The sequence below is a fragment of the Vibrio sp. Isolate24 genome (assembly GCF_022398215.1).
GTDB classification, from domain to species: domain Bacteria; phylum Pseudomonadota; class Gammaproteobacteria; order Enterobacterales; family Vibrionaceae; genus Vibrio; species Vibrio coralliilyticus_A.
Genome location: NZ_JAKEUU010000001.1, coordinates 1,073,546 through 1,092,984 on the forward strand (window position 1 = coordinate 1,073,546; position 19,439 = coordinate 1,092,984).

At 44.6% G+C, this 19,439-nt stretch carries 19 protein-coding genes; 10 read left to right on the top strand and 9 right to left on the bottom strand.

The features are described from left to right. Window positions 1–157 precede the first annotated feature (157 nt). Complete coding sequence (locus L1D23_RS04695; protein ID WP_239864522.1) at window positions 158–1,093, bottom strand: DMT family transporter; 936 nt, start codon at window positions 1,091–1,093, stop codon at window positions 158–160. Window positions 1,094–1,207: 114 nt separating this feature from the next. On the opposite strand from L1D23_RS04695, the gene L1D23_RS04700 reads away from it, so the two are divergent. Continuing rightward, window positions 1,208–1,684: an Lrp/AsnC family transcriptional regulator gene (locus L1D23_RS04700; protein WP_239864523.1), complete on the top strand. Its 477-nt coding sequence runs from the start codon at window positions 1,208–1,210 to the stop codon at window positions 1,682–1,684. 68 nt (window positions 1,685–1,752) lie between these two features. On the opposite strand, the gene L1D23_RS04705 is transcribed toward L1D23_RS04700, so the two are convergent. After that, window positions 1,753–2,649 carry an EamA family transporter gene (locus L1D23_RS04705; RefSeq protein ID WP_239864524.1) on the bottom strand — a complete coding sequence of 299 codons (897 nt, stop codon included), beginning with the start codon at window positions 2,647–2,649 and terminating at the stop codon, window positions 1,753–1,755. 101 nt (window positions 2,650–2,750) lie between these two features. Between L1D23_RS04705 and L1D23_RS04710 the strand changes: the two genes are divergently transcribed. After that, complete coding sequence (locus L1D23_RS04710) at window positions 2,751–4,136, top strand: PLP-dependent aminotransferase family protein (protein ID WP_239865390.1); 1,386 nt, start codon at window positions 2,751–2,753, stop codon at window positions 4,134–4,136. Between the two features lie 42 nt (window positions 4,137–4,178). Here L1D23_RS04710 and L1D23_RS04715 read toward each other — a convergent pair whose 3' ends face one another. After that, complete coding sequence (locus tag L1D23_RS04715; protein ID WP_239864525.1) at window positions 4,179–5,354, bottom strand: PLP-dependent aminotransferase family protein; 1,176 nt, start codon at window positions 5,352–5,354, stop codon at window positions 4,179–4,181. A 126-nt stretch (window positions 5,355–5,480) separates the two neighbouring features. Between L1D23_RS04715 and L1D23_RS04720 the strand changes: the two genes are divergently transcribed. Continuing rightward, a complete protein-coding gene (locus L1D23_RS04720) occupies window positions 5,481–6,350 on the top strand; it encodes a GyrI-like domain-containing protein (protein ID WP_239865392.1) in 870 nt (289 codons plus the stop codon). A 199-nt stretch (window positions 6,351–6,549) separates the two neighbouring features. Here L1D23_RS04720 and queF read toward each other — a convergent pair whose 3' ends face one another. Genes queF through L1D23_RS04735 form a run of 3 tightly spaced genes read right to left on the bottom strand, consistent with a single transcriptional unit; the run spans window position 6,550 to window position 8,825 of the window. Continuing rightward, on the bottom strand, window positions 6,550–7,368 hold the full coding sequence (queF, locus tag L1D23_RS04725) for an NADPH-dependent 7-cyano-7-deazaguanine reductase QueF (RefSeq protein ID WP_239864526.1): 819 nt from the start codon (window positions 7,366–7,368) through the stop codon (window positions 6,550–6,552). After that, window positions 7,355–8,236 (bottom strand): queuosine precursor transporter, encoded by an 882-nt coding sequence (locus L1D23_RS04730; protein WP_006961413.1) that lies wholly within the window; start codon window positions 8,234–8,236, stop codon window positions 7,355–7,357. Before L1D23_RS04730 ends, queF begins: the two co-directional genes overlap by 14 nt. Then, window positions 8,229–8,825, bottom strand: a complete 597-nt coding sequence (locus L1D23_RS04735; RefSeq protein WP_006961414.1) for a helix-turn-helix domain-containing protein — start codon at window positions 8,823–8,825, stop codon at window positions 8,229–8,231. The genes L1D23_RS04730 and L1D23_RS04735 overlap by 8 nt, the downstream gene beginning before the upstream one ends. 142 nt (window positions 8,826–8,967) lie before the next feature. Between L1D23_RS04735 and L1D23_RS04740 the strand changes: the two genes are divergently transcribed. After that, the gene (locus L1D23_RS04740; RefSeq protein ID WP_239864527.1) at window positions 8,968–9,144 is read left to right on the top strand and encodes a hypothetical protein; all 177 of its coding nucleotides are present in this window, start codon (window positions 8,968–8,970) and stop codon (window positions 9,142–9,144) included. Between the two features lie 240 nt (window positions 9,145–9,384). On the opposite strand, the gene L1D23_RS04745 is transcribed toward L1D23_RS04740, so the two are convergent. From L1D23_RS04745 to L1D23_RS04755, 3 genes are all read right to left on the bottom strand, one after another. After that, a complete protein-coding gene (locus tag L1D23_RS04745) occupies window positions 9,385–9,645 on the bottom strand; it encodes a DUF5062 family protein (protein ID WP_239864528.1) in 261 nt (86 codons plus the stop codon). Between the two features lie 95 nt (window positions 9,646–9,740). After that, complete coding sequence (locus tag L1D23_RS04750; protein ID WP_239864530.1) at window positions 9,741–10,817, bottom strand: beta-eliminating lyase-related protein; 1,077 nt, start codon at window positions 10,815–10,817, stop codon at window positions 9,741–9,743. Window positions 10,818–10,878: 61 nt separating this feature from the next. Continuing rightward, window positions 10,879–12,699, bottom strand: coding sequence for an ABC transporter ATP-binding protein/permease (locus L1D23_RS04755; RefSeq protein ID WP_239864531.1), 1,821 nt, complete (start codon window positions 12,697–12,699; stop codon window positions 10,879–10,881). Window positions 12,700–13,061: 362 nt separating this feature from the next. On the opposite strand from L1D23_RS04755, the gene L1D23_RS04760 reads away from it, so the two are divergent. The 6 genes from L1D23_RS04760 (at window position 13,062) to L1D23_RS04785 (ending at window position 19,438) form a co-directional block, all read left to right on the top strand. Next, on the top strand, window positions 13,062–13,997 hold the full coding sequence (locus tag L1D23_RS04760; protein ID WP_239864532.1) for a universal stress protein: 936 nt from the start codon (window positions 13,062–13,064) through the stop codon (window positions 13,995–13,997). An 81-nt stretch (window positions 13,998–14,078) separates the two neighbouring features. Continuing rightward, the gene (locus tag L1D23_RS04765; RefSeq protein WP_239864533.1) at window positions 14,079–14,270 is read left to right on the top strand and encodes a hypothetical protein; all 192 of its coding nucleotides are present in this window, start codon (window positions 14,079–14,081) and stop codon (window positions 14,268–14,270) included. A gap of 203 nt (window positions 14,271–14,473) precedes the next feature. Beyond that, window positions 14,474–17,080 carry a hydrogen gas-evolving membrane-bound hydrogenase subunit E gene (gene mbhE / locus L1D23_RS04770; protein WP_239865394.1) on the top strand — a complete coding sequence of 869 codons (2,607 nt, stop codon included), beginning with the start codon at window positions 14,474–14,476 and terminating at the stop codon, window positions 17,078–17,080. Continuing rightward, complete coding sequence (locus L1D23_RS04775; RefSeq protein ID WP_239864534.1) at window positions 17,080–17,433, top strand: Na+/H+ antiporter subunit C; 354 nt, start codon at window positions 17,080–17,082, stop codon at window positions 17,431–17,433. The genes mbhE and L1D23_RS04775 overlap by 1 nt, the downstream gene beginning before the upstream one ends. Then, window positions 17,430–18,965, top strand: a complete 1,536-nt coding sequence (locus L1D23_RS04780) for a Na+/H+ antiporter subunit D (RefSeq protein ID WP_239864535.1) — start codon at window positions 17,430–17,432, stop codon at window positions 18,963–18,965. Before L1D23_RS04775 ends, L1D23_RS04780 begins: the two co-directional genes overlap by 4 nt. After that, on the top strand, window positions 18,962–19,438 hold the full coding sequence (locus tag L1D23_RS04785) for a Na+/H+ antiporter subunit E (RefSeq protein WP_239864536.1): 477 nt from the start codon (window positions 18,962–18,964) through the stop codon (window positions 19,436–19,438). Before L1D23_RS04780 ends, L1D23_RS04785 begins: the two co-directional genes overlap by 4 nt. Window position 19,439: the final 1 nt, after the last annotated feature.

Below are 19,439 nucleotides of genomic sequence, written 5' to 3' on the forward strand. Positions count from 1 at the left end.
ACAAAATCGTACTTTAATGATCGATTTGAGAGAAAAGCGGGTAATAAAAGCCATTAAATCAAAAAAACAAAACGCATATTGCAACCACATTGCAATATGCAATTGCAATGTGGTTAAAGCAACCAATAACCACACAAATTAAATGGAAAAGAGTTACTTAGGTTTTTTGCTGACTTTTTACGGTTGGCATCAATGCTCCAATCCGCCAATCAAATTTTACGGCACATACAGCCAACAATATCCCAATGACTCCCAAACCTTGCGATAGATTCACCACATTACCAAAGGCAAAGTAATCCACCACTAAAGCGGTCACGGGGTACACGAAAGATAAAATGGCGATGAGATGAGTGGTGAGTTTTTGAAAGGCATCATACATAATGACGTACATAAATCCGGTATTTACTAAACCAAGTGTGAGTAACGCTCCCCACTGAACTGGAACCTTCGGCAGCGCCGACCAATCCACCATAGGTAACAGTAAGACAACACCCACACTGACCTGAACAAGTGCAATCACGCTTGGCGATACTTGGCTGACTTCTTTGGTCAATAATGTCGTCACTGTGTACAACAGTGCAGCACCCAGCGCCAATAACAGCCCAAACAATATTTGCTGGCTGCCAACATCTTCACCTTGCAGCAAAGTACTTAGCTGCGTTAGCTCCAGATCAGTCACTAACACCAACCCAATCACTGCTACTGATAGCCACACAATGAGGTTCATTGATGGCAATTGCCTTGCCATCAATGAACCAGCAACAACTAACATAATTGGTTGCATGTGGTAAGCAATCGTCGCAATAGAGAAAGGGATATAATCAAAAGAGGCAAAGAGCAAAACCCAGTTACCCACCAAAGTAATACCACCCGCCACAATCAACCCAAGTACTTTTCTATTCAGGCCTGCAGTAAACGAACCATACTGCCATTTAACGTAACCAACCAGAAACAGGCCTGCGATCAAACAGCGGAAAAATACGACATTCCAAAACGACTGACCTGACTCAATCACAAACAATCCTATGGTTCCCGATAACACCATAGCGGTAATCATTTTGATGGTGCCTGCTTCTGTATCATTCCTATACATAATTCATCCCCTTGAATCTACTAAGTAATACACATAGATTAAGAAGTAATCCCCGACAAAGGCATGGCGAAATGAAGCTCATTTTTCAATGAGACTTAAAAAAGGAAGACAAATATGCGTAAGAACCTTAAAAACGAAGATTGGACGCTGGACGCCATCGATAGCCAACTACTCGACTTACTTAACGATAACGCGCGAATGCCAGTCGCAGAACTAGCCCGAGAAGTGAAAATGTCGTCTCCGAGCGTTAACGAGCGACTCAAACGTATGGAAGAGTTCGGCGTTATTTCAGGATATCGGGTTCAACTCGCACCAGAAAATTTAGGATTCCCACTTGAAGCCATCGTACGTATGCGTCAACTACCAGGAAAGATAAAACAGCTGGAAGCCATGATCATAGAAACGCCAGAGTTTATTGAATGCGACAAAGTCACTGGTGAAGATTGTTTCTATGCTCGGATGCGTTTCGGCACAATGGAGCAATTGGATGAAATCCTAGACAAAGTATCCTCTCTGGCTGAAACCAATACCTCCATTGTGAAATCAACACCCGTCAAACGACGTAACGTGCCTTACCAATATTCTCGCTAACAAAAATAATGGGCGAGCAAAACTCTGCTCACCCATCTTAATCTTCGCTCAATGCATAAATCCATTCATCAACTTTGACCTGCTAACTTAGCGTTTGCCGCTCTGTGTTTTTCCGAGGCAGGTTTTACAATCAAACCGATGCCTATCAGAAACAACGCACTCGCGATGACTTGCGGCATAGAGAGCACTTCGTCATACATGAAATAGCCACTGACTAAAGCGAATACTGGAACAAGCAAAGTCAAAGGTGCTGCGGTGCTTAACGGGTACTTAATCAGCGTTCGATTCCAGACCCAGTAACCAAACAAGGTGGTTGGGTAAGCCTGAAAAACCACTGCAATTGTCGTGTTCATATCCCAGTTTTCATAAGCTTGCCAAAGGATTTGTTCACCGTGCAATACCGTCGCAAACAGCACTAGCGGTACAGGCGCAAACAACATTCCCCATACATTAAATGCAAAAGCCTGTTTGGTTTTGGAAGCTTTAACGATGACTCCCATTAAGGTCCAACTGATTGCCGCAATCATAATCAGCATAAGGCCTGAAGCAGTAATATTACCGTTGGTCGCAGACACCAGCACCAGTAGCGCGACCATAGCAAGCAAAGCCCCCATCAATTTTCGAGGTGACGACTTTTCTTTAAAGACAAAAAGTCCGACCGCCATGCCGATCAATACGTTGCTCGACAGCAAAACCGAAGACATTCCGGAAGACAAACCCGCAGTAATCGACCAAGACGCCATGCCCCAGATCCCGACGCCAAACACTAACCCATAACTGACCAGATAGCGCCAAGCCACGTTTGGTCTGGCGATGAAAAAGATCGCCGGGATCACCGCAAGCGCGAAACGGGCGGCTGTCGCAATCAGTGGGTGAACATTGGTAATCCCCATTTTGATCATCGAGAAGTTGAATCCCCAAATAGCCATGACGAATACCGCAAGTATTAGGTCGTTTTTCTTCATTGTTATCCCTCCATTCATTCTGTGAATATGAGTATCGCTTGCGAGCAAAAAGGGATACAGATACAATTTTTCAAATAAAAACCAGTACAGTTGTTATGATGATGAGCATTTATAAGCAGTTAGCCAATCAATTCATTGAAGATATTCAACACGCTAAGCTGTGTGAAGGGGACAAAATGCCCTCTTTACGGCAACTCTCACAGCAGCACTCTGTCAGTATGTCGACCGCCGTTAGTTGCTATCAGGAGCTGGAATCACAAGGCTGGATTCAGTCACGCCCTCAAGCGGGTTACTTCGTCGCACCTCGCCAGCACTCCCACCAGACACCTGAACTCACGCAGTTTGTCAGCACAATTTCAACAGTCCGCCACTTTAATTCTGTACATTCAGAACTGCGAGGCCCATTAGGTGTTTCCAGTACCGCTAATGATGAACAAGCCGTAACAGAGCTCGAACGCAGTTTTCGCCGAGCCTTGCGTCGAATGGGCGACCGACTCAACCACTATCCTGATGTTCAGGGAGAGCCTCTGCTGCGTCAGGCATTATCGACTCACTTTTCTAAAGTCGGCGTGCACTTTTCTGCCTGTGATCTTGTCATCACCGCGGGTTGTATGTCAGCGATAAAAGCGGCAATAGAGTCCTGTACCGAGCAAGGTGATGCCATCGCGATCAGCTCACCATGCTTTAACGGCATCATCGAATTACTTGGCCAAATGTCGCGAAAAATCGTCGAAATTCCTTCTTTAGACGACGGAATAGACTTAGAGCAATTAGAAGGGCATTTTAGGCAAGGGACTGTTAAAGCAGGGATTTTCTGTACTTCTCATATGAACCCTCAAGGAATCAGTATGTCAGCCCAGCAAAAGCAAACACTGGCTCTGCTAGCGAATCAGTACCAAGTTCCCGTGATTGAAGACGACGTTTACCTTGAGCTCTCCTACTCAAGCCATACCCCTCTGCCAGCCAAATACTACGACCAAAATGGCTATATTCTCTGGTGTGGATCTGTTTCCAAAAGCCTCTCGCCCAGCTACCGGCTAGGTTGGTGCTTACCCGGACGCTATATGTCCATTTATCAAGGCAGGTCTGGCGCCAGTAGCTATGGGGTCTCGACACCAATTCAGCTTGCTGTCGCTGACTTTATTGACTCCGGCCAGTACGCTAAGCAGCTCAGACGCAGAAAGCAAAAGCTACTTTCGCTAAGAAAAGACTATCTCGATTACCTGATCACTCAATTGCCTAATCACATAAAGATCAGCAACCCACAAGGCGGTATGGTACTTTGGATCCAAGCTCCGGGTTTGGACAGTAAACAGTTACAGAGTGAAATCGAAACTCAGCAAATTGATATTCGCCTTGGGCATCTCTTTACCACTCTCGATATCTACTCTGACTGTGTCAGAATCAATATGGGTTACCCACTTGAAGGGCGTGCCAAACAGGATTTGGACACACTTATTAGTCTTTTGATTGAACTCTCAGGATGAAGTGACGTTTAAGGCGCGCTTAGAACGTCACATCTTTACTCGTTATACGTTTTCCAATTCAGGCTCGCTGATGGACGCTTTCAATCCTTTTGCAAGACGCTCTACTGCTACCGTTAGCTCCTCTGGCGTGGCATTAGTGTAGTTCAGTCTTAATGCAGGCTTGGCTTCATCTGCATTTGGATAGAATACCGGGCTTGGCACAACCGCAACGCCATTCCCTAGCAACGCTTTTGCTAGTGCAAATGTATCGCAGGATGGCAGCGTCACCCAAATGAACATGCCACCTTCAACAGGCTTCACTTCGCAGCCAGCTGGTAGCTGCTTTTGCAGCTCAGCAAATAGCTTCTCATAGCGGGATTGATACAGTTCTCTAACCGTACCAATGTGCTGTTCAAAGCCTTGGTGTTCCAGTAGACCTAGCAGTAGCGCTTGCATAGGGACACTTGAGTGTAAGTCAGCACCTTGCTTGATCTTGATGAGTGGATCAAGATATTCACTCTTACCACTTACGACACCAACTCGCAGACCCGGAGACGCGATCTTTGAGAAAGAGCGCAGCACAATAGAGTGTTGTGGACAGAAATCAGAGACCAATGGAATCGCTTGACCTGAGAATCTAAGTTCACGGTACGGTGCATCTTCAATCAGAACAACATTGTATTGCTCACACAATGCACCAACCTTCTGACGAGTTTCTAAGGTCCAGCAAACACCAGTTGGGTTATGGAAATCTGGTACAGCGTAGAACATCTTAGGTGACTGTTCAGCGAAGCTCTTCTCAAGTGCATGTAAATCAGGACCCGCTTCCGTCTGAGGTACGGTGACAATATCCGCCTGAACCAAACCAAACACCTGCATCGCACCAAGGTAGCTAGGTGCTTCCATGACCACTTTGTCGCCCGGGTTGACATAAGCACGAGCGATCAAATCTAGCCCTTGCTGCGATCCTGTACACGCCATTACTGAGTGCGTCTCTGGCAACTCAAAATACTCTGTTAGGAACTCTAAAAGTGGTGCGTAACCTGCGGTTGCTCCGTATTGGAAAACTTCCGGCATTGATGAAAGGCTTTCTAGTGTCGGCTTCATTAGTTCAATTGGAAATGTACTTTCATCTGGCAAACCACCCGCTAGCGAGATGACATTTTTATCTGATGCAGCAGCGAGAATTTCACGAATATAAGACGACGAGATTTGTTGCAGGGAGCGAGCGATTTCCATAACAGTTCCTGAGTGTAATTTTAGAATTTTTATCGTCGAAAAGACGTTAATGAAGTGTATAACCCATTGATGAAAATAGGATGTCCGTTTATGCTGTTAAACATGTCCATTTATGCTATTTTCCTGATGAGCAAGCAGCACCTTTTTCGAATCAATGATGTGCTTTACCACATTCATAAAGACATCAGTCAATCATTACATGCCAAGGAATTAGCCGACATCGCTGCCTATTCTGAGCAACACTTTCACCGCGTTTTTAAGCAGGTTGTCGGAGAATCCATCCATCAGTATATTCGCCGAACACGAATGGAGTACGCCGCAAATCAACTAATGTTTGGTCCGCATTCCTCGGTATTGGACATCGCCAACAAATGTGGCTTTCACTCTGTTTCTTCGTTCAGCCGCGCATTTAAATCCACTTTCAGTGTCTCACCAGGAGAATGGCGAAAGCACGAGCAACAAAACATCGATAAGCCCTATCTCAAAGATCCTGAAATCGCCGCAGGCTATCATCGCGTCGCAAAGAAAACTCTTCCCAAGCCTAAAATCATCGAAACCTCCGATCGCCTCGCTGCCTATGTTCGCCATGTGGGTTACAGCCGAACCGTAAAAAATGCTTGGCGAGTCTTAAATTCATGGGCAAACAGCGAGGGACGTGACACATCACATCAATACGGTTTACATCATTCAAACCCAGCGTTGGTTGAACTGGATAACTGTCGCTACGTAGCGTGTATCGAGATAGACAAACCTATCAAAGTGCGCGGCTTAGTTAATCAGTTGATCATTCCCGGTGGACTGCACGCGGTATTTCGCCTGACCGGCGTCTATGGAGAGTTGCTACCTCAAATCAGCAAAGTACATGAACAGTGGCTGCCTGACTCCGGCTTCAAGCTAGGTTCAACACCTGCCTATGTCCATTATCACAGAAACCATTTTCTGCATGAGGATGAGCAATTTGAACTGGATTTCTATCTTCCCATTAGCTTTTATTAACCTCCCTCAATATTGCGTTACACATTAATGATGGGGAGAGTAGCCAACGCATAGAGATAGTATTAAGGCAGATGTAGTAACATACACCTGCCTTAATTAAAGCAACGAGTCCAGATCGAGTCATTTTTATCGACCTTTAAAAGAAACTTTCGACAGACTCAAAATCGATACGGACTCATTTTGAAACTAACTAGTTTATTTACTGTCTCGGGTTTCTTCCCGAACAAATTTCACTTTCAAAGTCGCTACGATAAGGGTTGATATCAAGACCGCCTCGTCGCGTATATCTCGCAAAAACTGTCAGCTTTTCAGGGGCACAGCATCGTTTGATATCAGAATAGATTCGCTCAACGCATTGCTCGTGAAACTCATTATGTTCACGAAATGAGATAAAATATTTCAGAAGACTCTCATGATTGATTTTAGCTCCCGTATAACGGATGTATACGCTTCCCCAATCTGGCTGATTCGTCACCAAACAGTTCGATTTCAAAAGGTGAGAACATAAAGATTCAGAGACATACTCATCCACTGTGCTTCCGCATAGCGCATCCGCATCATACTCAAACGAGTCAACAGTAATATCCAAACCATCAATGCAATCAAATTGCTTATTTATTGAGGTTTGTTGTGTTTCATCTACATCCATAAATGACACCGTCACTTTAGCACCAGCAGCATTAGTTAAGTCGGACTGCATTTTTTCAATAACAATATCTTTCGACTCAAAACGTGTTTGATTGAAGCTATTTAAATACAATTTGAATGACTTCGATTCAATCAAATTGTTGGACGTATGAGGAATAATAAACTCCGCGATTGCGACGATCGGTTTACCTTTATTGTTCAACCACGAAACTTCAAAAGCCGTCCACAAGTCATACCCAGCATGAGTAGCGACCTTAAGGTCTTTAATCTCATCTCTGCCTTTTTGTCTTGGGATAGGGTCGAGTAACTCAGGTTGATACTGAGAGATATACTCGCTTTTTTTACCTAGGTTCTTATCATAGGTTGTCATTATTATTTAATTCCTTGACGTTGATTAAGCGGGAAAACAATTTCCTTGCGAAATAAATGGGCGCGACACTGAACAGTGCATATAAGATCTTAATAGTAACCTGGCTGAGAAACATAACGAAAAGAACGTCATTGGGTAGTACATTAAAGAATGCAATACTAATAAATAGTGCGCTATCTACAACGGATGCGATACTAGTACTTGCTATGACTCGAATGGCAAGCCATCGAGATTGTGTGGCGATCTTTATCTTGTTCAGGACGTAAGCATTGATGTTCTCAGAAATAAAGTAAGAACTTAAAGAAGCTAAGAACACTGAGGTCATACTCGTGACAAGCGAAGTATACTGTTCATCCATCGCTTGCCATGGGCCTATGCTAGGAATAGTGGTGGATAAATAGAGAAGAACGAGTATCCCAGCATTGACCACTGTCGATTGTATGATGGCTTTTCTGGCGAGCTTTAAACCAAAGTATTCGTTTAATATATCAACAAATATAAATGAAATTGGGTAAAGAAATATTGCGGCAGGTACAATTAAGCCTGTGTTGAATATTTCTACAGGTTTAATTCCGGTAATGTTTGACAATGTAAAAAGAGAACACAGACACAGTACAAGAAAAGAGTAGCTCATCCAATAACTTTCATGTCTGTCCTCTAGCTCATATGCTCCTTCAAAGCTCGATTTTGAATAAACTTTCTTACATACTTCAACTAATTCATTTCGATTTAGATCATCAGCGACTTCACTGGAAATAAGATCTTTAGCGGGCATATTCACGACCTTTCCAGTTCCCCGAATCATCACGCTAGCCATCATTTCAGGGGCACCATTAAAGCCAATCAATTTATATTTTTTATTAAACACAAAAACGTTCCTCGAGTATTACTCCAAAAAGAAAATCGCCTTCTAAAAGAGAAGTGTTAGGGGGAAGAGAATGCAATGCACCACCGCGAACAATGAGCTTACTCAGCTCTTTTTCATTGTGATTCGAGCGATCAATAATCAGCAGATTGCCCTTGGTAAAATAATTAGACAAAACCTGACCCACTCTAATCGCTACGATGTTACTCCCTTCAGAAAAGTGGTAGGTAAGGGGATAATCAGTGACCAAGTCGCCGATGTAATATTCACTTTTCTGGATGAACTCCATTTCACTTAGAATCGGAACAGCAATTGGGTTCTTGTTTCCGCATACCGACACGACAGGTGTTTCAGATAGAAGATCTTCTAGGGATTCATTTTGAATGATATGACAGGTTGTTCCAAAGAAGTTAGCAATTCGTTCAACCGTCGAGGTCTGTACTCTTTCAACCTTGCCATCGAGTATTTTATAGATAGTCGAACGCGTAACACCGGTTTTGCGACTTAATGACGCCTTCGTTTCTTTACTCTTATTTAGGCCAAACTGTATGTTGTCTCTGAGTATGTCCAGTTGCTCACTGTTGTTCTTCATTGATGTGCCTTTTGGTCATAAAGCGAGGCCCAACCTCCCCAAAAAACAAATGATATCAGTATCATATAAAAAAACAATTAAATATACACATACATTCATAATGTGTACACTAAAGTGTATCTTTTGCTGTTGGTAAATAATCATGAATACAGAAAGCCTAGAATCTCGCCTTCAAGAGATAACCTACTGGTGCCGGTTGATTCACGCAGAGCCAGAGAAAAAAGAGGCGATAAGCTACCTCTATGTTCACACACAGCTACTATTGGATGAACTTAAAAATAAGAAATACTCCGAGCAAAAAAATGAGGTTTTAGAATAAACCGTGCCTAACACACTACCTTGCCAAACCTTTACCAACGATTGACACCTATCATTACGTTCTAAAACAAAAGGCTTTCCACTTTAGGAATAATGACAATCCCCACTAACCTCGTTAGTGGGGATTTTTATGGAGAGTTTTAAAGCGGCAAAAACTTAATATATACACTGTTACATTGGTTGGCACTGAGCCCGCTCGGCACTAACCCATTTGGTTCGCCTTTTTACATCTGGATCTTTTCTATTTTAAAGGATCGTTATCAGGCAATGCACTGTGGATCCACAATGCGAGTCTATGCTTGATATTGGCACCGTCAAGTTTGCTATCAGGTAACGGCGTTATTTGCTTAGCATCAACCAAAAATAGGTAAATCGCTTTGACTCTCACTGGTTGAGGCGACTGAGGCAGCTCGAATCCCTGCATCTTAGCCATCTTTGCACCTATTTCTAGCGCTTTCTTAACCAGCTTATCTTCATTGTGCAGCTTGGAGTTTTTTGACATTGATAGAGTCCTCTATAAAGAATCCGCTTAGAATACATTAAGCTTCCAATTAGGCATGTTAACCGGCTCTCAGATTGAGATCCCATGTGATTGACTCACGCCTTGTCATCCAGCAGCTTAGCGAAGAAATCTCTCAGAGCATTGTCTTCGAACTCCAATAGATTGTCACCAACATACCATTCTATGATGGATTGATTTGGATGCGCGGTGACTTGTGGGTGACCGAACCAAATACCTTCTTTAGTGGCAAAAGCATGTTGTAGCTCTTTCACTTCTTGACAACTAAAAGGAACAATTAGATGTAGCATATTTGACTGAGGCTCAGTGGGTCTCACTGTAAGAGCCGGAAACTCTCGGATAATCTTGTAAACTTGTTTAGTTCGCTCAAAAAGAGTAGGCAGTTTTGCCAACCTATCGTCAAACTGCATTGCCGCTGACACAATATAAGGTGTGCGATGATAAACATTTCCTCCCTGACGTTTCATCCAAATCGATGCACGCTCAACAAATTCCTTGGATCCTAGTAGCATAGAGCCACCCAGACCGTTGATCCCTTTGTAAAGTGATACATAAGCGGTATCAAAGCCTTTAGCGATTTGATGATATTCCTTCTGATAATAGGCAGCGGTTTCCCATAGTCTTGCACCATCCATATGGAGATGGATATCATTCGCTGAGCAGTAAGACTTAATCTCTTCTAAACTTTCCCAACTTGGCAGTTGGCCACCAATTTCACGCATTGGCAATTCATACAATACCGCCGCAATTTCATCCGGCCATACCTGGAGGTCACTTAATGACCATGTCTGATATAGGTTACCAACCGGAAGAATACTGAAACGATTTTGCAGTTGATAACCTTGCCTTTCATGGACATAGATATGGCTGGAAGGGTGCATCGCCACCACTGGATTGCGTTTCTGTTTGGTGACCAACTCCAACACGGTTGGTTGTGTCATCGTTCCCGTGATGACAAACAAACCAGCTTCATAACCAAGCAAATCCGCCACTTTCTGCTCAAACGCCTGAATGGTTTCTCCTTCGCCATATATATCGTGAGCGACATTATGCTCCTCACACCATGCTGCCATTTTGGCAAAGTGCTCGGCGGGTGATTCTTCTTTATTGCCGGGTAAAATCGTATGACAAAGCTGTTTCAACTGACTGCTCATTATTATTCTTTCCTTGAGTTTGTAGAGATGTTTGTTTTCCGCCATCGCCTATGGCTAAGCGTTATCGGTCCATAGGCTTAAACTGCAATTCAACCAACCGCTGGTACAGCTCACAGCTTTGCAGTAACTGATTATGGTTGCCCACATCCACAAGCTGACCGCTGTCTAACACCGCAATCTGATCAGCATGCTGAATCGTCGACAAGCGATGAGCAATGATGAGGGTCGTGCGGTTGTGCATAAGCGCTTCCAACGCCTGTTGAACATGGTGTTCACTCTCGCTGTCTAGTGCGCTGGTCGCTTCATCCAAAAGCAAAATTTTAGGATCTTTGAGAATAGCCCGTGCGATGGCGATACGCTGACGCTGGCCACCTGACAAGCGCACTCCCCGCTCACCAAGGAAGCTATCGTAACCTTGTGGTAATTTCATGATGAAATCATGTGCGTGTGCTTTTTTCGCGGCTTCAATTACTTGTTCATCTGTCGCTTCAGGGCTGCCGTAGCGAATGTTGTGTAACACATTATGGCTGAACAAAGCAGGTTGTTGAGGCACCAACGCCATTTGCTGACGCAGTTGATTAGGGTCCAGTTGGCGAATATCAACGCCCCCTAAAGTCACTTGCCCTGATTGTGGGTCATAGAAGCGCTGTAGAAGTTCAAACAGTGTCGTTTTCCCTGCGCCAGATGGCCCAACCAAGGCCAATACTTTTCCTTCTTCAGCCTTGAGTACTAAATTCTCAATTGCAGCATGCTCTGGTCGCGATGGATAATAGAATGTAACATCCTCAAACTTCACTTCGCTGGTAAGGTGCTGAGCCGAGACAGCTTTATCGTTTGGAGCAACAATATGGCTTTCGACGTGCAGAATTTCAACCAACCTTTCGGTGGCTCCTGCCGCGCGCTGCAATTCTCCCAGCACCTCAGAAATGGTTGCGAGTGAAGAAGCCACCATAATGGCATAAAAGACAAACGCGCCGAGATCACCTCCAGACATAGTTCCATGGATAACATCACGACCACCCACCCAAAGCATACCTGCGATTGCGCTAAACACGATGACAATCACACCCGAAATCAATATTGCACGTTGCTTAACCCTTTGCCGACCAATCTCAAACGCCCGCTCAACCTCCATAGCAAATGAAGCTCTTTCTTGTGCTTCATGGCTGTAGCTCTGAACCGTTTTGATATGCTCAATGGCTTCACCTGCATAACTCCCTACATCAGCCATTGAGTCTTGACTCTGACGGGACAAAGCTCTTACTCGGCGGCCATAAAACAAAATAGGGACGAGAATAAAAGGAACCGATCCTAGAACGATCAGCGTCAATTTGATATTGGTTGCAAACAGCATGATTAACGCGCCAATGCACATCAAAGCGCTACGCATCGCCATCGAAAATGAAGAGCCAATGATACTTTGCAGCAAAGTCGTGTCCGTTGTGATCCGCGACATGATGTCACCACTACTATGAGTCTCAAAGTAGCTAGGGTGCAGAGTTATCACATGGTTGAAAACCGCTAACCTAATATCGGCACTCACGCGCTCTCCTACCGAAGAAACAAGGTAAAAGCGAAAAAAGGTCCCAATTGAAATCATCACCGTCAGTAAGAGGATGAGTTGAATAGCATTACTGAGCTCTTGCGTCGACTGCTGGGCAAAACCTTCATCTATCAAAAGTCGTACACCTTGGCCAACTGACAGTGTTAATGACGCCGTCAAAACCAACGCCACCAGCGCGGCGATAACTTTCCACTGATATGGTCTAATGAATTTAATCAGTTCTAGAAGAATGCCGAGATTCTTACTTTTTCCTTGGGAGGATGAGCCGGTTTGTTGATCAGGGGTGGACCCCGTCTGACGCTGCTCAGCACTTTGCATAAATACGCCTTGGTTAGTAGCAGTTCAGGTCAAAGCGACAACTAGCTTCCACCATACTATGCGAGACAACTGTTAATGAGATTACCACTGCGTCTTGAGATCATTCAATACTTGTCACTTAAGAGGGTCTTAGTAGCACTTAGGTCGCTAACTCTAAACGAACAACGCAGCGACACCCAACCCGTATCATTTTGTTACATCCTCTCAAGCATATGACTCATTTACGGCATTAAAGCCTTTTGAATATGGATGCAACCTCCTGATTGAGAACAAATATCATTCCCCTCATAAGCCGTTACAATTCTATGTTGGCGAATATGTCTCTCAAGTGATTTAATTTAACCACTACCAAGGAGGTATGCATGAGACGATTCGAGAACATACTTTTTGCTACACAAGGATTTCCCGGCCATAGTGATGCTCTAGGCCAAGCACTTCGAATTGCTGCCAACAATCAGGTACCTGTTGCTGGCTTAGTTGCCTGCCCTGACTTCCCAGATGACATGCAACAGTATCAGCAAACCTACCAACAATCTCTACGCAGCTCTGTACAACAGAATATTGAGCAGATCCGTGAAAAGAATGACATTTCACCCGAGCAAGTGCCATTCCCACTCACCGTTAGAAGTAGCGAACAACCTGCGGTTTGTATCATTCAAGAAGCGATTACAGCCAATCACGATCTGGTGATCAAAGAAGCAGAACCACTCAATGAAGGCACTGACGGATTCAAAGCCATTGATATGACGCTGCTACGTAAATGTCCATGCCCAGTTTGGTTACAACGAGTGAGTGATAAGCCTAGAGGAAAGCGCCGTGTTGCAGTCGCTATTGACCCAATGACATCGAGTGCAGAGCAACATGATCTCTCGTTGCGTTTACTTGAACTTTCTCGCTCAATTGCAGATACCTGTGACAGCCGCCTTCACATCATTTCTTGTTGGGAACATTACTTGGAGAACTATCTCGACAATCACGTATGGATTCAAGTCGATGAAGAACAACTCACCAACGATATTTTGAACGCACGAAAAAACCACCAGCAAGCTCTGCAGATGCTTATCGACGAGTCTGGTATCTCAGGAGATATGGTGATACATCGAATTCATGGCAAGCCAGATGAAAAAATACCTGAAAATGTCGATGAGCTGGAAGTCGATGTGTTAGTTATGGGTACTTTGGCAAGAACCGGTATTTCAGGTTTTGTGATCGGCAACACCGCGGAGAATATATTGCAATCCATCAATTGCTCATTGGTGGCCCTTAAGCCTGAAGGCTTCGTCTCGCCGATAGGATAAAGCCACAAGTTGTTTTACTGATACTACAACCTATTTCAGTGTTTTGAAAGTTCGCTTAAAAAAGCGACTCAGGAGGAAAGTATGAAACCACTATGTCCAATTTGTCATACGGAAATGCTTGAACGCTCCAATATCCACATCTGCCCAAGAAATGACATCGGTGATTGTTCTTTCGATGCCTTTAGTCTCGGAGAGAGCGAGCCAGCTTCTTTGCTAAACCAGGAGCAGACAATGAGAGAATTACGCTCGTATACGGTATCAGAGTGCAAATAACCCTATGGTAATCTTGTAAAAATAAAGAGTGCAGCACCGTTGAGGCCGTCTACTATTATTAGGCGGTCTCTGGTTGCACAGGTAGATAAATAAATCTGTCACCGCTATTTCCTGTTCACTGTCAACTCAATGGATGAGTGCTATTGAATAAACCAACTCTCAATAAACAGATTCAATTACCTAACATTTATTCACTAGCTTGGATGGCTTTTCTTCTGCTGCCGCTAGCTATTTTTGTCACGCTCATCGACCTCTATCAGCCAGGAGGGGTAAGTTGGCACGCCAGTTGGGTTCCAGGGCTAGGCATAAACTTAAGTTTTAAGTTGGACGGATTATCCTTCTTGTTTGCATGTTTGATTAGTGGTATCGGGGCACTCATTCAGACATACGCACTGGCTTATCTCAAGGGTACCTCTGCGCGGTTTTCTTTCCATCTTTATCTGACGCTATTTATGCTCGCTATGTTGGGGGTGGTGACGAGCGATAACATTGTTCTTCTTTTTGTGTTCTGGGAACTGACCACCATCACCTCCTATCTCTTGATTGGTTTTCATCATGAGAAAGACAAATCACGCAAGAATGCATTGCAATCTTTGATCGTCACAGGAGCTGGCGGCCTCGCCTTATTGGCAGGCTTGATTCTGCTAGGTGAAATGGCTGGCAGTTATGAAATGAGCACCATTATTGAGCAAAGTGCAGTCATCGCGCAGCATGACTGGTTCGTTCCTTCACTCACTCTGATTTTGCTCGGTGCATTTACCAAGTCGGCACAATTCCCATTTCACTTCTGGTTGCCCAACGCTATGGCTGCCCCAACCCCTGTCAGTGCCTATTTACATTCCGCTACTATGGTTAAGGCGGGTGTGTATCTTCTTGCCCGAGTTGCGCCTATCTATTCGCACAGCGACATTTGGTTTTATACATTGGGTATCTTTGGCGGCTTCACGGCCATTTGGTGTGCATTACTAGCGCTTAAGCAGACTGATTTAAAGCTCATGTTGGCATACAGTACCAATGTAGCATTAGGTAAATTAGTTCTACTCATTAGTATCGGGACTGAGTTTGCCGTAACAGCTGCACTTCTGTTTATTTTGGCACATTCGTTTTACAAAGCGGCACTGTTTATGGTCGTGGGCAATATTGATAAAGCGGCAGGAACGCGTGACATTCGAGTACTCCATGGCTTAAAAACGGTGTTAGTACTCAGCCTCATTGCTGCCATCATTGCTGCCTTATCGAAATCTGGCGTTCCACCTTTGCTTGGTTTCTTGAGTAAGGAGTACATGTACAAATCTGGATTAGACGTCAATTTACTCACGACTGCCGTACTCTTTGTAGTTAACGTCACCATGGTGGCTCTCGCGCTTGCACTAGTCATTAAGCCTTTCTTTAGCGCACATGAGGGAAGCCCAGCGCCCACGAAGAAGATAGAAGTGAACAAAGGACTTTGGATACCAGCAATGCTGCTTGCGATGGCCAGCGCAATCGCACCGATATTAGGCTTAGAGTGGATTAACAACAACATCGTCAAGCCGGGTGTTTTGTCGAGCTTACCAAACTCAGCACCAGAAGCCGCCAAGTTATGGCAAGGGATTAACTTACCCTTAGTGCTGAGTGTGTTTACCCTGCTGCTTGGTTATGTTTTGTATCGCGTCTATCCAAGCTTATTGGAGAACTGGCAAAGCAAAGTCACGACACTGCCAACCGCAGAGTCCATGTTCGACAAGATAATGAGTAACATGATCCGCTTAGCACAATGGCAGACACAGTTACTACAGCAAAAACGTTTAAGCCGTTATGTACTGCTTTTCTTTGTTGTACTAGCTGGAGTGTTATTGAGCAGTCCACTGTCGGTTCCACAAGAGCGCTTTACAGCTTTAGGTGACATCAGCTTTTATGAAAGCAGTATTGCTTTGTTGCTCATAGCTTCAGCGCTCGTGTGTACCTTTACCACTTCCCGACTGCTGGCGGTGTCTTCCCTTGGGGTGGTGGGCTTTATGACGACCTTGGTTTTCATGCTTTATAGCGCTCCTGATGTCGCAAAGACCTTGCTGTTGGTTGAGACCTTAATGGTGGTATTTGTGGTGCTATTGATACGCCACATCCCAGGGTTATTGACAGTGCCTCAACATTCTATGCGCCGGAAACTTATCCATGGCGTCATTGCTGGTGTGATTGGTATGTCAGTGACAGCACTACTCATCAACATTACAGCGCAACCTTTAGATTCCACACTGGCCGATTTCTTTGCAAAGAACAGTGTTCCAGGTGGGCATGGACGTAACATCGTCAATGTGATTCTGGTGGATTTTCGTGCCTTCGATACCTTGGGTGAAGTCATCGTCGTTGTCATGGCTGGGATTGTAGCTGTGAGTCTATTGGAAACACATTATCATAAACGCAATCGTATCCGCTCCCTCATTTTTGCAACGACAGCTCATATTGTGGCGGCATTGATGTTGGTATTTTCTCTTTATCTCTTGTTACGCGGTCATAACGAACCGGGCGGCGGTTTTATCGGTGCATTAATCGCCGTAATCGGTTTTGCGCTCCTGATGTTTGCCGAATCACCAAAGTATGTTCGCGAACGCTTGTATTACTCACCATTTAGTATCGCTCTATTCGGCATTTTCCTAAGTTTTGTGGCTGGTTTGATGAGCTTTGCTTTCAACCTGCCGTTTTTAACCGGTTTATGGTGGAAGGATATTTTACCGCTCGGCACGCCGTTAATATTCGATGTAGGTATTTATCACGCCATCATTGGTGGCGTGATGGGGATGCTGCTGCGTGTGAATGAGGAGCTGGACTGATGGAAATACTATGGAGCCTTGTTGTCGGAGTGTTTGTTGCTTCTGGTATTTACCTCATGCTAGAGCGACACATATTACGTTTACTTTTTGGTTTGATCTTATTAAGCAGCGCCGTAAACATCGCGATTTTCACTGCTGGACGACTAACACCAGGGTTACCACCGCTGATTGATACACAGTCCATATTACCCCCAGAAGGGGCGGCAAACCCGCTCCCTCAAGCTTTGATCTTAACTGCCATTGTTATTGGTTTCGGCCTGCTGGTTTTTGCTTTGATGCTGTTTTATCGCGCGTATTCAGAAGCAGACTCAGCGGATATCGATGCCATGCAGCGCTCAGAGGAGGATGAATGATAACGATTTGGCTGACATTACCTGTCGTGATCTCACTCCTCACTGCTGTTGCGATTTTTTGCGCAAAGCGAAGAAATGAATTGGTCGATGCGATAAGCGGTACCAGTGCAATCGCAACTTTAGTTATTGGTATCATGCTGACACAGAGTATTATTCAAAGTGGTACTCAGGCGGTGGCTTTTGGTCAGTGGGCAGCGCCATTTGGCATCGTCTTTGTGGCAGATTATCTCACGGTGGCGATGGTAATGGTGACAGCCATTATTGGTGTTATCAGTGTGTTTTACGCCATGGCAGATCTGCAAAGCAAGCGCTCGTACGGCACCTTCCATGCACTCATACATGTATTGCTTTCCGGGGTGTATGGCGCGTTTCTTACTGGTGATATTTTTAACCTCTACGTCTGGTTTGAGGTGATGTTGATTGCATCCTTTGGCTTAATGATCTTGGACGGTTCAAAGAAACAAATAGATGGGGCTGTGAAATACGTAATGCTCAATCTCATTTCAACCTTAGTCTTTTTACTCGCAATTGGTTTGCTTTACGGTGCGACTGGCACATTGAATCTGGCTGATTTACATACCAAGGCCTCCCTAATTGCACCCGACACTAAAACGTTACTCGCCGCTCTATTCTTATTTGCTTTTGCAATTAAAGCCGCTTTGTTCCCTGTTTTTGCTTGGCTTCCCGCTTCCTATCACACCTTACCAAGCGCTGTTGTTGCCTTGTTTGCTGCCTTACTGACCAAGGTCGGGGTATACGCCCTCATCCGTACATTCACTTTAATTTTTCCGTTATCAGAAAGTGGATGGCAACCCACCTTAATGTGGGTAGCGGGGCTGACAATGCTGACAGGCGTATTAGGGGCCGCAAGTCAGCACAATATCAAAAAGATTCTATCGTTCCATATCATCAGCCAGATCGGGTACATGATCATGGGTTTAGCAGTCTATACACCAATAGCAATCGCTGGTGCGGTTTTCTACATCGTCCACCACATCTTAGTGAAAGCAAATCTATTCCTAATCGGGGGTTTAATCGAGCGTAAATATGGCTCTGGCAACCTCAACCAGTTAGGTGGCGTGTACAAAGCCATGCCTTGGATCGCGTTCTTGTTTCTTGTACCTGCATTTTCACTGGCGGGTTTTCCACCGTTGTCTGGGTTCTGGGGTAAGTTTCTTGTGATCAAAGCGAGTTTACAGACCGAGCATTACTGGTTAGCAGGAACGGCACTATTGGTTGGTCTACTAACGGTATTCTCGATGACCAAAATCTGGAATGAAGTCTTTTGGAAACCGTCGCCGAAAAATATAAAGCAAAAACCTCTGAATCAATACACGCAATGGCTGTACTACGCGCCAATCACAATATTAACCACGCTGAGTCTGATTATTGGTTTGGCTGCTGAGCCAGTGTACCAGTTTGCCATTCAAGCCGCTGAGCAGTTACTTGAACCGCAAGAGTACATCCAAGCCGTGTTGGGAGAAAGTCGAGTCGAACACCTCAACGGACATGCCACAGGAGGGGCACTGTGATTTACTTTTTTTTGAATCTATTCCTCGCGCTGGCATGGATGTTACTCAATGGTGACTATACCAGTGTGAACTTTATCGTCGGCTTTGTTGTGGGCTTCTTTGCTTTGAGACTAAGCCAACCGTTTGGATTGGAAACCAGCTATTTCCGGCGCTTTCGATCTTTGATAAGCCTGCTGCTGTACTTCTGTTATGAGATGATGATATCGGTAGCTAAAGTTGTCTGGGATGTGATCACCCCCACTCATTTAAGTGACCCTGATATTGTTTATGTTCCGTTAGACGTTGAGTCGGATTTAGAAATCTCGTTACTCGCCAACATGGTCTCACTGACCCCTGGTAGTCTGAGCTTAGATGTCACATCAGATAAGAAGTATATGGTGGTGCATGCCATGTTTGCTCCCGAACACCAAAAGGTGATCAGGGAAATAAAAGATGGGCTAGAAAAGCGGATTTTGGAGGTGACTCGTGGCTGAG

What these genes read in the sequence shown, in the direction of transcription:
- L1D23_RS04695 (WP_239864522.1), bottom strand. Translation starts at nt 1,093, where the DNA reads ATGTATAGGAATGATACAGAAGCAGGCACCATCAAAATGATTACCGCT.
- L1D23_RS04700 (WP_239864523.1), top strand. Translation starts at nt 1,208, where the DNA reads ATGCGTAAGAACCTTAAAAACGAAGATTGGACGCTGGACGCCATCGAT.
- L1D23_RS04705 (WP_239864524.1), bottom strand. Translation starts at nt 2,649, where the DNA reads ATGAAGAAAAACGACCTAATACTTGCGGTATTCGTCATGGCTATTTGG.
- L1D23_RS04710 (WP_239865390.1), top strand. Translation starts at nt 2,751, where the DNA reads ATGAGCATTTATAAGCAGTTAGCCAATCAATTCATTGAAGATATTCAA.
- L1D23_RS04715 (WP_239864525.1), bottom strand. Translation starts at nt 5,354, where the DNA reads ATGGAAATCGCTCGCTCCCTGCAACAAATCTCGTCGTCTTATATTCGT.
- L1D23_RS04720 (WP_239865392.1), top strand. Translation starts at nt 5,481, where the DNA reads ATGAGCAAGCAGCACCTTTTTCGAATCAATGATGTGCTTTACCACATT.
- queF (WP_239864526.1), bottom strand. Translation starts at nt 7,368, where the DNA reads ATGACAACCTATGATAAGAACCTAGGTAAAAAAAGCGAGTATATCTCT.
- L1D23_RS04735 (WP_006961414.1), bottom strand. Translation starts at nt 8,825, where the DNA reads ATGAAGAACAACAGTGAGCAACTGGACATACTCAGAGACAACATACAG.
- L1D23_RS04740 (WP_239864527.1), top strand. Translation starts at nt 8,968, where the DNA reads ATGAATACAGAAAGCCTAGAATCTCGCCTTCAAGAGATAACCTACTGG.
- L1D23_RS04745 (WP_239864528.1), bottom strand. Translation starts at nt 9,645, where the DNA reads ATGTCAAAAAACTCCAAGCTGCACAATGAAGATAAGCTGGTTAAGAAA.
- L1D23_RS04750 (WP_239864530.1), bottom strand. Translation starts at nt 10,817, where the DNA reads ATGAGCAGTCAGTTGAAACAGCTTTGTCATACGATTTTACCCGGCAAT.
- L1D23_RS04755 (WP_239864531.1), bottom strand. Translation starts at nt 12,699, where the DNA reads ATGCAAAGTGCTGAGCAGCGTCAGACGGGGTCCACCCCTGATCAACAA.
- L1D23_RS04760 (WP_239864532.1), top strand. Translation starts at nt 13,062, where the DNA reads ATGAGACGATTCGAGAACATACTTTTTGCTACACAAGGATTTCCCGGC.
- L1D23_RS04765 (WP_239864533.1), top strand. Translation starts at nt 14,079, where the DNA reads ATGAAACCACTATGTCCAATTTGTCATACGGAAATGCTTGAACGCTCC.
- mbhE (WP_239865394.1), top strand. Translation starts at nt 14,474, where the DNA reads ATGGCTTTTCTTCTGCTGCCGCTAGCTATTTTTGTCACGCTCATCGAC.
- L1D23_RS04775 (WP_239864534.1), top strand. Translation starts at nt 17,080, where the DNA reads ATGGAAATACTATGGAGCCTTGTTGTCGGAGTGTTTGTTGCTTCTGGT.
- L1D23_RS04780 (WP_239864535.1), top strand. Translation starts at nt 17,430, where the DNA reads ATGATAACGATTTGGCTGACATTACCTGTCGTGATCTCACTCCTCACT.